Origin of the sequence: Actinoallomurus acaciae (assembly GCF_042429965.1) — a bacterium.
GTDB classification, from domain to species: domain Bacteria; phylum Actinomycetota; class Actinomycetes; order Streptosporangiales; family Streptosporangiaceae; genus Actinoallomurus; species Actinoallomurus acaciae.
Genome location: NZ_JBHLZP010000220.1, coordinates 1 through 12,872, shown reverse-complemented (window position 1 = coordinate 12,872; position 12,872 = coordinate 1). Strand labels below are relative to the sequence as shown.

Here is a 12,872-nt window from a genome sequence, read left to right as displayed (position 1 = left end):
GAGGAGGCCGGTGCCGCGGAGATCGCCGGCGGCCTGAGATCCTCGCGGGTACGCGGGCCGTCCTCCGCCTGCGCGGAGCCGGCTACGGCGGCGCCGGTCCCGCCGACCGGTGTCTCCTGCGTCGGCGCCGCGCTCCCTCCCGCCGGGGCGTCGCTCGCGGGTCCGCCGAGGGACTCGTGGTCCGGTGGGACCCAGGAGGCTTCCGGGTCGCCCGGAGTGTTCGTCACCGTTTCACCGTCTTCCGATCTCTACCGACATCTCGGAATTCGACGGCGATGCGGCGCGGACGGTTTCACGCCGCGGCCGGACGGTTCGGCGGGGGCGTTCTCCTCGGCGGCCATCCGGGTGCGTGGAGTGCTCCTCAGACCTCGATGGGGCGGTCAAGGGCCCGGCAGGCGGCCACGTGCTGCTGGCGCTCCAGCAGGGCCATGACGGACTCCATCGTCTCCTGGTCGCCGGAGCGCATCGTCAGCCGCCGGCTGGCCTCGGCGATCAAAAGAAGTTCGACGTCGCGGTCGTACCGCAACCAGTGCTGAGAAGTCTGCAACTCCGACACATCCCCCCGGATCAACAAGAAACAAGTAGTGGCGACGCCCCCAGCGCCGCAGGAGGAAGAGTCTGCCGTCAGACATTTCCGTTCCGCCACTTATTTAGCATGCTTCGCTGAGAAAACTCACATCCGTGCGGATCTGCACGTGCAGACGCACGTGTTGTATCCCAAGAACACCCCGACGTCGCACAAATTGGACATTTTCTCTTCGTTGGCTCTTCATAACCAGCGCACAAGGCACCCCTCATCCGCAGCGGGGACGGAGCGCGCGACAATGCCCTCATGAGCGTCGTGAAGATCAACGTCCTGACCGTTCCGGAGCCCATGCGCGCCGAACTGGAGCGCCGGTTCGCCGGACGGGCCGGTCTCGTGGAGAACGCCGAGGGCTTCGAGGAGTTCGCCCTGCTCCGGCCCGTCAGCGGCAACGACCGCTACCTCGTCTACACACGCTGGCGGAGCGAGGAGGACTTCCAGCGCTGGACGGAGAGCCAGTCGTTCCAGAAGGGCCACGAACAGGCACGGGCGGACGCCGAACGCGACACCGCCGAGGGCCACGGCCACGGCCACGGGCACGGCCATGGCCACGGCGGCCCCGCGGCGACCGGCTCCGAGCTGTGGTCCTACGAGGTCGTCGAACGCGCCACACCCAACGGCTGAGGACTCAGGCCGGTGAGTGGCCGGCGCGCAGGAGGCAGTACGTCACCGACTCCTCCAAGGCGTCCCAGGACGCGGCGATGACGTCGTCCTGGACGCCGACGGTGCCCCACTCCCCGGTCGAGTCGCTCGACTCGATGAGCACCCGCGTCCGTGCCTCTGTGCCGTGCGTGCCCTCCAAAATGCGGACCTTGTAGTCGACGAGCTCCAGCGCGGACAACTCGGGGTAGATGCGTTCGAGTGCCAGCCGCAGCGCGCGGTCCAAGGCGTTGACCGGGCCGTTCCCCTCGCCGGTGGCGACGATCCGTTCGCCCTTCGCGTACAGCTTGACCGTGGCCTCGCTCATCAGCGTCCCGTCCGTGCGGCGCTCGACGATGGTCCGCCACGACTCGACGGTGAAGAACCGGGTCCGCGTGCCCTCGACCTCCTCGCGCAGCAGGAGTTCGAACGAGGCGTCCGCGGCCTCGAAGGTGTACCCGGAGGCCTCCAGGTCCTTGACGCGCCCGACGACCTGCTTGGCCTTCTCGCCGGACAGTTCGTACCCCAGCTCACGGCCCTTGAGCTCCACCGACGCCCGGCCGGCCATGCTGGAGATCAGCATCCGCATGTCGTTGCCGACGAGTTCGGGGTCGATGTGCTGGTAAAGCATCGGGTCGACCTTGACGGCCGAGGCGTGCAGCCCGGCCTTGTGCGCGAACGCCGAGGTCCCGACGTACGGCTGTTGTGACGACGGCGCGACGTTCGTCACCTCCGACACCGCATGGGCCACACGCGTCATCTCGCCGAGCCGGACGCCGAGGTCGTACCCCCGCTTGAGCTGGAGGTTCCCGACCACCGTGAACAGGTTGGCGTTCCCGCTGCGCTCGCCGTACCCGTTGGCACACCCCTGCACATGCGTCACTCCCGCGCTCACGGCCGCCAGCGTGTTGGCCACCGCGCAGCCGCTGTCGTCGTGGCAGTGGACGCCGAGGCGCGCCCCGGACTCGGCGACGGCCCCGACCACGTCGGCCAGCTCGTCCGGGAGCATCCCTCCGTTGGTGTCGCACAGCGCGATCACGTCCGCGCCGGCCTCGGCCGCCGCCCGTACGACCTCCAGGGCGTACGCCGGGTTGGACCGGTAGCCGTCGAAGAAGTGCTCGGCGTCGAGAAAGACCCTCTGGCCCTCCGCGCGCAGGTGGGAGACCGTGTCGCGGATCATCGCGAGGTTCTCCTCCAGAGTCGTGCGGAGGGCCAGATCGACGTGCCGATCGTGACTCTTGGCGACAAGGGTCACGACCGGCGCGCCGGATTCGCGCAGCGCGGCCACGAGTGGGTCGTCCGCGGCCTTCGCGCCGGCCCGGCGGGTCGCGCCGAACGCGGCGAGCTGCGCGTGCTTGAGATCGAGTTCGGTCCGGGCGTACCGGAAGAACTCGGTGTCCTTGGGGTTGGCACCGGGCCAGCCGCCCTCGATGAAACCGACCCCCAGCTCGTCGAGGTGACGCGCGATGGCGATCTTGTCGGCCACAGAGAGGTTGAGGCCCTCCTGCTGGGCCCCGTCGCGAAGCGTCGTGTCGTAGACGTGGAAGCCGTCGTCCTGCATGGGGTATCGAGTCCTTTGGGATACGAGAGGCGCACTGCTCCGAAAAGCAAAATGACCCCTCACGAACGTGAGAGGTCTGCGCGTCGGCGATGTCCTGCTATCAGCCGACGCGCCCGCCGATAATGAGAAGGCCGGAGCGCATGATGCGACCGAGTCTGCCACATGTGTACGGCAAGTGACACCTCGTGTTCCACACTCTGAGACGGAGCAAGATTCGAGCAGGTCGCGCTTTCGGCGCCGGCCGCCGCCCGGACCTCCGGCGGCCGGTGACCCGCGGACGCGGGTCACCGGCTCACGGTCACGCCGTCTTGTGGATCCAGCCGTACGAGTCGGTGCGCTCGCCGTACTGGATGCCGACGAGCTCGTCGCGCAGGCGCATGGTCACCGAGCCCGGCTCGCCCGAGCCGACCAGCCACTCGCCGCTCGTGCTCTTCACGCGCCCGACAGGGGTGATCACCGCGGCGGTGCCGCACGCGAAGACCTCGGTCAGCTCGCCCGAGGCGTTGCCCTCGCGCCATTCGTCGGTGGAGATGCGGCCCTCCGAGGCGGGGATCCCCAGGTCGGGGGCGAGTTGCAGCAGTGAGTCGCGGGTGATGCCGGGGAGCAGTGTGCCGGTGAGGGCGGGCGTCATGATGCGGGCGTCCGCCCCTGAGCCGTAGACGAAGAAGAGGTTCATGCCCCCCATCTCCTCGACCCAGCGGTGCTCGTTGGCGTCGAGCCAGACCACCTGGTCGCAGCCCTCGCGGACCGCCTGGGACTGGGCGACGAACGCCCCGGCGTAGTTGCCGCCGCACTTGGCCGCCCCGGTGCCGCCGGGAGCGGCACGGGTGTAGTCCTCCGAGAGCCAGACCGAGACCGGCTTGATGCCGCCGGTGAAGTACGCGCCGGAGGGCGAGGCGATGACGACGAACATGAAGGAGGACGACGGGCTGTTCACGCCGAGCCCGCGCTGCGTGGCGATCAGGAAGGGGCGGAGGTAGAGGCTGGAGTCCGCATTGGTCGGAACCCAGTCGCGGTCGGTGTCGACCAGAAGCTCCAGCGAGCGGACGAACAGCTCTTCGGGCAGCGGCGGCATCGCCATCCGCGCGCACGAGGTGTTGAAGCGGGCGGCGTTGGCGTACGGCCGGAAGGTCACGATCGAGCCGTCGGCCTGGCGGTACGCCTTGAGGCCCTCGAACAGCTCCTGGCCGTAGTGGAAGACGGCCGTCGCCGGGTCGAGCGTCAGCGGCCCGTACGGCTCCAGCCGCGCGTCGTGCCAGCCCTCCTCTTCGGTCCACTGGATGGTCACCATGTGGTCCGTGAAGTACCGGCCGAAGCCGGGGTTGTCGAGGATCCGCTGCCGCTCCTCGGCCGGCGTGCGGTTCTGGGAGAGCCGGATGTCGAACGTGTTGCTCATCTGGAGGTCCTCTCGCGGCGCGGCCCGTGCCGCCCTTGCCCATCTTCTCTTATTTTGACGTCCTACTATCTCCTTCGTCACGACAGCGCGAAACGGGCGCGCCGTGGGGCGCGCCCGGAGATGTCCGAAAGGAAGGCGCGCCCTAGCCGGCTACTCGCTCGGCGATGTCGTCGCCGGCCTCGCGGGTCGAGCGTGCGGCCCAGGCGCCCTGGCGCTCGATGATGTCGTCGGCGACGGCCTGCTCGACCCGGCGGGCCTCGTCGGCCAGGCCGAGGTGGTCGAGCAGCAGCGCGACGGACAGGACCGTGGCGGTGGGGTCGGCCTTGCCCTGCCCGGCGATGTCGGGCGCGCTGCCGTGCACCGGCTCGAACATGCTCGGCGCGGCGCCGGAGGGGTTGAGGTTGCCGCTCGCGGCCAGGCCGATGCCGCCGGCCACCGCCGCGCCCAGGTCGGTGATGATGTCGCCGAACAGGTTGTCGGTGACGATGACGTCGAAACGTGCCGGCTGGCTCACGAAATACATGGTCGCGGCGTCGACGTGGCAGTAGTCGACGTCGACGTCGGTGAACTCCTTGGCCACGGCATCGACCGTACGCGCCCACAGGTCGCCCGCATAGACCAGGACGTTGTTCTTGTGGACGAGGGTGAGCTTCTTGCGCGGCCGGCGGGCCGCGAGCTCGAAGGCGTAGCGGACGGTCCGCTCGACACCGAAGGCGGTGTTGATGCTCTCCTGGGTCGCGATCTCGTGCGGGGTGCCCTTGCGGAGGACGCCGCCGGCACCGGCGTACAGGCCCTCGGTGCCCTCGCGCACGACCATCATGTCGATGTCCTCGGGCCGCACGCCGGCCAGCGGCGTGCCGACGCCCGGGTAGAGCCGCACGGGGCGCAGGTTGATGTAGTGATCGAGCTCGAATCGCAGCTTGAGCAGCAGGCCGCGCTCCAGGACGCCGCTCGGCACACTCGGGTCGCCGACCGCGCCCAGCAGGATCGCGTCGTGGCCGCGGATCTCCTCGAGCGTCGCGTCCGGCAGCACCTCACCGGTCTTGTGCCAGTAGGCGGCGCCGAGTTCGTACACCGTCTGCTCGATCGTGAGGCCGAGCGCGTCGAGGACCTTGAGGCCCTCGGCCACGACCTCGGGGCCGATGCCGTCACCTGGGACCACGGCGAGCCTGATGCTGCGAGAAGCCATGGGGGTACCTTAGCGGAGCGTCTCAGTGCCTGAACACTCGTCTCACACCATGAACCGGCATCAAGCGGACCGGTCGCCCGCGACGGCCCGGTCGAAGACGCGTGCGCGGGCGGTGGCCAGGCCGGTCGCCAGGGCGCCCAGCACGACCGCGTCATCGCCCAGGGGCGACACCTCGATCCGCGGCGGGCCCAGCGGCGTCATCGTCTCCAGCCGCTCGCGGACCGCGCCGAGGAGGACGTCCGCACCGTGGCCGCCGATGCCGCCGCCCAGCACGATCAGCTCCGGATCGAGCAGCGCCACGACGCCGGCCAGGGCGTGGGCGACGTGGTCGGCCTCGTGCGCGACCGCGTGCACCGCGACCTCGTCGCCGTCGCGCGCCTCGTCGAAGACCCGCTTGGCGGTGATCCGGCCGGACATGCCCAGCCGCTGGGCCGTCGCGACCACGCCCGGGCCGGAGGCGACCGATTCGAGCATGCCGTGACGGCGGGTGCCCGGGGCGTTCGCGAGCGGGTCGGTCTCGCCCATCGGCAGGAACGCGATCTCCCCGGCGGCCCCCCTCGCGCCGCGGTACAGGTCGCCGTCCACTATGATCCCCATGCCGATGCCGGTGCCGATCGACACGTACACGAAGTGCCGCAGCCCGGCGCCGAGGCCGTACCCCTGCTCGCCCAGGGCGGCCAGCGCGATGTCGTTCTCGATCGCGAACGGCGCCGGCAGCCGCTCCGCGAGCCGCCCGATGACGCCGGGGCGGTCCCAGCCGGGCAGGTTCGGGGCGAGCCGGAGCCGGCGGCCGTCGACGTCGTGCACGCCGGGTGTGGCGAGGACGATGTCGGTGATCTCGCCGCCGGCCGACGCGGCGAGGTCGTCGACGATGCGGCCGAGCCGGTCGATCAGCGCGTTCGCGGCGCCGGCGCGCGCCGGGACGTCCTTCCGCACGGCGATCTGTCCGCTCAGGTCGACGAGCGCGGCGCGGATCCACTCGCGGCCGACGTCCAGACCGATCACCCAGCCGGCCTCGGGCCGGATCTCATAGAGCGCCGCGGCGCGTCCGGCGTTCCCGGTGCGATGCCCCACGGAGAGCACGAGCCCGGCGCGCTCCAGGTCGGCCAGGGCCAGGGAGATCGTCGGCTTGGACAGGCCGGTCGCGGCGGCGAGCTGGGGCCGCGACACCGGGCCGAGCACACGGATGCGGTCGTACACGGCCCGCTCGTTCATGATCCGCAACACACTCGTGGTGTTCGCGGTGGGATTGACGCGCCCCGTCCCACCAGTCTCGCTCGACACCTGTCCCCTCCCCCGCCGATTCCACAAGCTGGCATATCACGGAACGATCCAGCTTGGGTGACCCCGATCGGGTTTCTTCGTTAGGAAGTCTCCCTTACCTTTAGGGGAGGCAGCTTCCCTGGGTATGGCGACCCCCCCGGTGAACGGAGAGCATCCATGGCTGGTCCCACCGCGCCGTCGTTCGAGCGGCGCCTCGGACTGTTCCAGGCGACGACCGTCAACATGACACAGATGTGCGGCGTGGGGCCGTTCGTCACCATCCCCCTCATGATCAGCACGATGGAGGGGCCCCAGGCGATGTTCGGCTGGGTGGTCGGCGCGATCATCGCGATCGTCGACGGCCTGGTCTGGGCCGAGCTCGGCGCGGCCATGCCGGGCGCGGGCGGCACCTACCTCTACCTCCGCGAGGCCTTCCAGTACCGCACCGGGCGGCTCATGCCCTTCCTGTTCGTCTGGTCGGCGGTCCTGTTCATCCCGCTGATCATGTCGACGGGCGTGATCGGCCTCGTGCAGTACGCCGGGTACCTGTGGCACCCGCTCGTCCACAGCGGCGGCCTGTCCGCCAAGGGGCACCTGGTCGCCCTCGGCGTCGTGGTGCTCGTGGTCATCGCGCTGTACCGGCGCATCGGCGACATCGGCCGGCTGACCTCGTTCTTCTTCGTGGTGATGCTCATCTCCGTGCTCGGCGTGATCTTCGCCGCGTTCACGCACTTCAGTCCGCACCTGGCCTTCACCTTCCCTGAGAACGGCGGCTCGAAGTTCTTCACCGGACTGGGAGCGGGCCTGGTCCTCGCCATCTACGACTACCTCGGTTACAACACGGCCGCCTACCTCGGCGCCGAGGTCAAGGACCCGGGCCGGGTGATCCCGCGCGCGATCGTCATCTCCATCGTCGGGATCATGGGGCTGTACTTCCTGCTCCAGGTGGGCGTGCTCGGCGTCGTGCCGTGGCAGCAGGCCGAGCACTCCAGTTCGGTGGCCTCGCTGGTGCTGGAGCGGGCCTGGGGCAAGGGCGCCGCGGAGGTCTTCACGGTCGGGATCATCATCACCGCGTTCGCCTCCGTGTTCGCCGGGCTGCTCGGCGGCTCGCGTGTGCCCTACAACGCGGCGCGCGACAAGGTGTTCCTGTCCTGGTTCGGACGGCTGCACCCGCGCCTGCACTTCCCGACCGCCGGCCTGTTCGCGATGGGGATCATCACGGCGATCGGCAGCCTCTTCACGCTGACCGACGTGATCAGCATGCTCACCGCGGTGTTCGTGCTCATCCAGTCGGTGGCCCAGATCGTCGCGGTGACCGTGCTGCGCCGGCGGCAGCCGGACCTGCCCCGGCCGTACAAGATGTGGCTCTACCCACTGCCCAGCATCGTCGCGCTGGTCGGCTGGCTCTACATCTACAAGTCCGCCGGCACCAAGCCGATCCTGCTGTCCATCGCATGGCTCGCGGTCGGTGTCGCGGCCTTCCTGGTCTGGGCGCGCGCCGAGCGGACCTGGCCGTTCGGCCCCAAGGAGATCAAGGAGTCGTTCCTGACGAACGCCGAGGAGGCGGTCCATGGCGCATGACGAATCGGCCGGTTTCGTCCTCGGCATCGACTTCGGGGGCACCAAGGTCGCCCTGGCCACCGCCACGACGACCGGTGAACGGCTGCGGTCCACCCGCATCGAGACCCGCGCCGCGGACGGCGCGGAGGAGGTCCTGCGGCGGACGCTCGAGGCCGCCCACGGGCTGGCCGGCGAGACGCCCGGGCGTCTGCGGGCGGCCGGGATCTCGACCTTCGGCGTCGTACGCGACGGGCGGGTGCACCTGGCGCCCAACGTACGGGGGCTCGACGACCTGCCGCTGCCCGCGTTCGTGCGCGACGGGCTCGGCGTGACCGCCCTGGGAATCGAGAACGACGTCAACGCCGCCGCCACCGCCGAACTCGACTGGGGCGCGCTCCAGGGCACGGACGTCGGCCTGTACGTCAACCTCGGCACCGGCACCGGCGCCGCCCTCATCGTCGGGGGCCACGTCGTGCCCGGCATGCACGGCGCGGCCGGCGAGATCGGCTATCTGCTGCGGGAGCCGGGCGAGCCCGGGTACGCGCACGGCCACGCGCCGCTGGAGGAGTACATCTCCGGCAGCGGCCTGGCCGCGCGCGGCACGACCCTCCTGCGCCGCTCCGTGACCGCCGTCGACCTGGCCGCCGGCCGGGACGAGCCGGCCATCGCGAGCCTCCTGGACGACGCCGCCGCCACGCTCGGCATGACCGTGGCCAACCTGGCCACGTTCCTCGACCCCGAGCGTGTCGTCGTGGGCGGGGGCATGGCGAACGCCTTCCTGCCCGCCATCCAGAGCGCGGTCACGCGGGCGGTGCCGTTCCCGCCGCCGGTCGAGGCCGCGCGCTTCCTCGACGACGCCCCGCTCATCGGCGCCATCGCCCTCGCCGTCGAGGCGCTCTGAGCCTCGGTCCACCGGCCTGCCCGGCAGTCCCGGCGAGCGCACGATATTGATCCCCTGTCATCGGGATACGGCACATCGCCGCCGACTCGTCAACGGTTCGGACGACCCTTTCCCGAAGCCTGTCCGACTCCGGCCATAACCCTATTCTTCGGGCACTTAATCGCATTAACGTCCCGGCAGATGATCATCACTGTCCGTTGACTCATCCTGTCAAGCCGGGCCCTCGTATCTGCCTATTTCCATGGCATTTCAGGGTGCCCGCGGGTCGGAGCGTGTGTTAGATGCCTGATTTGACCCGTCGCCGCCTGTTCAGCGCCGCGGGTGCCACAGCCGCGGCGGCGTTCGCCGCGGAATTCCTGCCACCCAACGTGCGGCGCGCCGTTGCCGAAACACCCGCACACGTGAACGGAAAACTCCACGACATCGAGCATGTCGTCATTCTCATGCAGGAGAACCGCTCGTTCGATCACTACTTCGGGACCCTCCCCGGCGTTCGCGGCTTCTCCGATCCGGACGCGATCACCCTGGACACCGGGAGGTCGGTCTTCTACCAGCCCGACGTGCAGAACCCGGCCGGCTACCTGCTGCCCTTCCACCTGAACACCCGGACGACCAGCGCCCAGGCGATCCCGTCGACCAGCCACGCGTGGGCGGTGCAGCACCAGGCGTGGAACAACGGGAAGATGGACCAGTGGCTGCCCGCGCACCGGACGGCCGACGGCGCCAACGGCCCCTATGTGATGGGGTACTACACGCGCGAGGACATCCCCTTTCAGTTCGCCTTGGCCGAATCGTTCACCATCTGCGATGCCTATCATTGTTCGCTGATGGGACCGACGTGGCCGAACCGGCTCTACCTGATGAGCGGGACGATCGATCCGGGCGGCACCATGGGCGGTCCGGTCATCAGCAACAAGGACACGATCCCCTACGGATGGAAGAGCTATCCGGAGGCTCTCACCGAGGCGGGCGTTGATTGGAAGGTATATCAGGAGGTAGATAATTACGGCTGTAATGTGCTCGAGTACTTCGCCTCATTCCAGAACGCGAGTGAGCGGTCTCCGCTCTTCCGTAACGGGTTGCGCACCTATTCGTCCGGACAGTTCGAGTACGACGCGGCGCACGACCGGCTGCCGACGGTCTCGTGGATAATCCCGACCAGTTACCAGTCCGAGCATCCCGACTACACGCCCGCGGCCGGGGCGGACTTCGTGGCCAGCAAGATCGACGCCATCGCGTCCAACCCGGACGTGTGGCGCAAGACGGTCTTCATCCTCAACTACGACGAGAACGACGGACTGTTCGACCACGTCCCGCCGCCGGTGCCGCCCCCGGGGACACCGGACGAATTCGTGCAGGGACTGCCCATCGGCGGCGGCTTCCGGGTGCCGTGCGTCATCGTGTCGCCCTGGACCGTCGGCGGGTGGGTCGCCCGCGAGGCGTTCGATCACACCTCCACGCTGCGCTTCCTCGAACAGCTCACCGGAGTGGCGATCCCGAACCTGAGCGCGTGGCGCCGGTCCGCGTTCGGCGACCTGACCTCGGCGCTCGGGATGGGGTCCCACGCCCGCCCGCCGCGGCTGCCGCACACGAAGCGGCGGCTGAGGCAGGCCGTGGAGGAGATCGCGACGCTGCCCTCACCGCAGTTCCCCGGCGGGGTCCAGACACCGCCACGGCAGGAAAAGGGCTCGCGGCCGCGGCCGCGCGGCTGAACCGGTAGACGAGAAGGGACTTTCGACCGTGCTGAAGCAGATCTCACGGCGGCGGCTCCTCGTGGCAGGAGGCGCGGCGGGCATCGTCCTGCTGGCCGTGCCGGCGAGCGCCGCCCTCGGGCTGACCGGATCATCGTCACCGCAGGCGAGGCCGAGCCCGACGAACAGCGCCCCCGGCGGGCCAAAATGGGAGGCGCCGTCATCGCCTGGGGCCAAGCGCGCCGTCAGCGGCTACCTGGCGTACGTCGCGCTGGCCGGCGGCTACAACGTGTCCACCGTCGACGTGGCGGCCCACACGATCCTGGCCACGGACATCAAGACCGACGCCGCCCAGGGGGTGGCCGCGACGCCGGACGGCAAGAAGGTGTACGTCGCCGACACCGGCCAGTACGACGTGCTCGCCGTCGACGCCGTCAGTCACACCGAGCGGACCATCCACGTCGGCCCGTACCCCAAGGACGTCGCGGTCTCGCCCGATGGCACGAAGGTGTACGTGGCCGTGACGGGCGGCGACAGCGGGCCGGGCGGCGCCGACACGATCGCGGTGATCGACACCGCGACCGACTCGGTGGTCCGCGAGATCCGGGTGGGGACGGCGCCCCGGCAGGTCGTCTTCAGCCGAGACGGCGCCCGCGCCTACGTGACCTGCGACGATCGCATCTCCGTCATCGACGTGAAGAAGGACCGGGTGATCGACGCCTTCCACGACGGCGCGGGACCGCAGGGGGTCGCGGTCGACCCGGCGCGCAAGACCCTGTACGTCACGGAGCCGATGGCCGGGAAGGTGGCGGTGATCGACGCGAACACCGGCCGGACACGGCAGCGGATCGCGGCGGGGAACCAGCCGTGGGCGGTCGACCTGACCCCCGACGGCTCCCGTGCCTACGTGACGCAGATGAACGACAACACGGTGGCGGTAATCGACACCGCGAGCCGCAAGATCACGAGTGAGATCGGCGTCGGGAAGCTGCCCGAGTCGGTCGCGGTGACGCCGGACGGATCGGAGGCGTGGGTCGGCAACGGCTTCTCCGGCAGCGTCTCGGTGATCGACGTGCCCTCCGGCAAGGTGATCGCGACGGTCGTGGGCGGCACCGGCACCAAGCCGCTCGACGCCGCACCGCTCGGTATCGCGTTCGCCAAGGCACCGTGAGCCACCCGTCTCTCGGCCCCCGGCCACACGGCCGGGGGCTTGACGCGCGAAACCCCGCTGTGGACGCTGAGTGGGGAGGTGCGGCATGGGGCGCGATCACAGGTGGGGCGGGCGATCGTGAGCAAGGACGACGGGCCGTTCGGGGGCGTGCTGGCACCGTGTGACATGTGCCTGGAGGTCGGCGAGCTCGTCACGCTCGACGGACGGCCGCCGCAGGTGCTGCGCATGGGCGAGTGCCCGCAGTGCCACGGATCGGGACACGTCCACATCGACTGCGAGGAGCACGAGGTCGACGACATCGTCCGCGGCCTGCCCCCGACCCGAAGACAGCTCGCCGTACGCCGCATGGTGGCCGGCGTCGGCATGTGCACCGAGTGCTTCGGCGCCGGCACGGTCGCCCAGATCGAGTGCGACACCGACCGCTCCCCCATCCGGTACGCCGAGGTGCCGTGCCCGACGTGCGGGAAGGCCGACTGACCGCGGGGCGGCCGGGCGGGCTCAGGCGAGGGCCTCACCGCCGTCGACGGTGATGATCTGGCCGGTGACGTAGTTGTTGGCCATGAGGAAGAGGGCCGAGGCGGCCGCCTCCTCGGCGGTGCCGAAGCGGCCGAGGGGCGCGGTCGAGCCGGCGGCGGCGACCCCGTCGTCGGAGTCCAGCCCCGGCAGCGAGCGCAGGAGCGGGGTGTCGATCCGCCCGAAGCGGACGGCGTTCACCCGCAGCCTCGCGGGGGCGAGCTCCACGGCGAGGGCCCTCGTGAGGGTCTCCACGGCCCCGGCGGCCGACAGCGGGGCGGTCATTCCGGGAGCGGGGCGGACCACGAGGATCCCCGAGCTGAACGTCAGCGAGCCGCCGGCGGGAAGCCGGCGGACCACGAGGATCCCCGAGCTGAACGTCAGCGAGCCGCCGGCGGGAAGCCG

The 12,872-nt window shown here is 70.2% G+C and carries 13 protein-coding genes; 6 read left to right on the top strand and 7 right to left on the bottom strand.

The features are described from left to right. Together ACFFNX_RS26375 and ACFFNX_RS26370 are read right to left on the bottom strand one after the other, a co-directional pair. Positions 1–227: hypothetical protein (locus ACFFNX_RS26375; RefSeq protein ID WP_378207743.1), on the bottom strand; the 227-nt coding region annotated here is incomplete at its 3' end. A gap of 134 nt (positions 228–361) precedes the next feature. Beyond that, the gene (locus tag ACFFNX_RS26370) at positions 362–547 is read right to left on the bottom strand and encodes a hypothetical protein (protein WP_378207740.1); all 186 of its coding nucleotides are present in this window, start codon (positions 545–547) and stop codon (positions 362–364) included. A gap of 285 nt (positions 548–832) precedes the next feature. Between ACFFNX_RS26370 and ACFFNX_RS26365 the strand changes: the two genes are divergently transcribed. Continuing rightward, positions 833–1,207: an antibiotic biosynthesis monooxygenase family protein gene (locus ACFFNX_RS26365; protein ID WP_378207737.1), complete on the top strand. Its 375-nt coding sequence runs from the start codon at positions 833–835 to the stop codon at positions 1,205–1,207. Positions 1,208–1,211: 4 nt separating this feature from the next. Here ACFFNX_RS26365 and cimA read toward each other — a convergent pair whose 3' ends face one another. From cimA to ACFFNX_RS26345, 4 genes are all read right to left on the bottom strand, one after another. Beyond that, positions 1,212–2,783: a citramalate synthase gene (gene cimA, locus ACFFNX_RS26360; RefSeq protein ID WP_378207734.1), complete on the bottom strand. Its 1,572-nt coding sequence runs from the start codon at positions 2,781–2,783 to the stop codon at positions 1,212–1,214. A 298-nt stretch (positions 2,784–3,081) separates the two neighbouring features. Beyond that, positions 3,082–4,179, bottom strand: coding sequence for a branched-chain amino acid aminotransferase (locus ACFFNX_RS26355; RefSeq protein ID WP_378207732.1), 1,098 nt, complete (start codon positions 4,177–4,179; stop codon positions 3,082–3,084). A gap of 142 nt (positions 4,180–4,321) precedes the next feature. Next, on the bottom strand, positions 4,322–5,368 hold the full coding sequence (locus ACFFNX_RS26350) for a 3-isopropylmalate dehydrogenase (RefSeq protein ID WP_378207729.1): 1,047 nt from the start codon (positions 5,366–5,368) through the stop codon (positions 4,322–4,324). A 60-nt stretch (positions 5,369–5,428) separates the two neighbouring features. Further along, positions 5,429–6,583, bottom strand: coding sequence for an ROK family transcriptional regulator (locus ACFFNX_RS26345; protein ID WP_378207727.1), 1,155 nt, complete (start codon positions 6,581–6,583; stop codon positions 5,429–5,431). Positions 6,584–6,808: 225 nt separating this feature from the next. Here ACFFNX_RS26345 and ACFFNX_RS26340 point away from each other — a divergent pair, with 225 nt between their 5' ends. From ACFFNX_RS26340 to ACFFNX_RS26320, 5 genes are all read left to right on the top strand, one after another. Next, positions 6,809–8,212: an APC family permease gene (locus ACFFNX_RS26340; protein ID WP_378207724.1), complete on the top strand. Its 1,404-nt coding sequence runs from the start codon at positions 6,809–6,811 to the stop codon at positions 8,210–8,212. Continuing rightward, positions 8,202–9,092, top strand: a complete 891-nt coding sequence (locus ACFFNX_RS26335; RefSeq protein ID WP_378207722.1) for an ROK family protein — start codon at positions 8,202–8,204, stop codon at positions 9,090–9,092. Before ACFFNX_RS26340 ends, ACFFNX_RS26335 begins: the two co-directional genes overlap by 11 nt. A 401-nt stretch (positions 9,093–9,493) precedes the next feature. Then, complete coding sequence (locus ACFFNX_RS26330) at positions 9,494–10,804, top strand: alkaline phosphatase family protein (protein ID WP_378207719.1); 1,311 nt, start codon at positions 9,494–9,496, stop codon at positions 10,802–10,804. Positions 10,805–10,832: 28 nt separating this feature from the next. Next, on the top strand, positions 10,833–11,954 hold the full coding sequence (locus tag ACFFNX_RS26325; RefSeq protein WP_378207716.1) for a YncE family protein: 1,122 nt from the start codon (positions 10,833–10,835) through the stop codon (positions 11,952–11,954). A 117-nt stretch (positions 11,955–12,071) separates the two neighbouring features. Beyond that, entirely contained in the window at positions 12,072–12,431 is a 360-nt protein-coding gene (locus ACFFNX_RS26320) for a hypothetical protein (protein WP_378207714.1), read from the top strand. Positions 12,432–12,452: 21 nt separating this feature from the next. On the opposite strand, the gene ACFFNX_RS26315 is transcribed toward ACFFNX_RS26320, so the two are convergent. Then, positions 12,453–12,872 (bottom strand): SDR family oxidoreductase (locus tag ACFFNX_RS26315; protein ID WP_378207711.1); only part of this gene is annotated, 420 nt, incomplete at its 5' end.

Bases quoted from the DNA above. Each gene is read 5' to 3' on its own strand.
- ACFFNX_RS26365 (WP_378207737.1), top strand. From the start codon at position 833: ATGAGCGTCGTGAAGATCAACGTCCTGACCGTTCCGGAGCCCATGCGC.
- cimA (WP_378207734.1), bottom strand. From the start codon at position 2,783: ATGCAGGACGACGGCTTCCACGTCTACGACACGACGCTTCGCGACGGG.
- ACFFNX_RS26355 (WP_378207732.1), bottom strand. From the start codon at position 4,179: ATGAGCAACACGTTCGACATCCGGCTCTCCCAGAACCGCACGCCGGCC.
- ACFFNX_RS26350 (WP_378207729.1), bottom strand. From the start codon at position 5,368: ATGGCTTCTCGCAGCATCAGGCTCGCCGTGGTCCCAGGTGACGGCATC.
- ACFFNX_RS26345 (WP_378207727.1), bottom strand. From the start codon at position 6,583: ATGAACGAGCGGGCCGTGTACGACCGCATCCGTGTGCTCGGCCCGGTG.
- ACFFNX_RS26340 (WP_378207724.1), top strand. From the start codon at position 6,809: ATGGCTGGTCCCACCGCGCCGTCGTTCGAGCGGCGCCTCGGACTGTTC.
- ACFFNX_RS26335 (WP_378207722.1), top strand. From the start codon at position 8,202: ATGGCGCATGACGAATCGGCCGGTTTCGTCCTCGGCATCGACTTCGGG.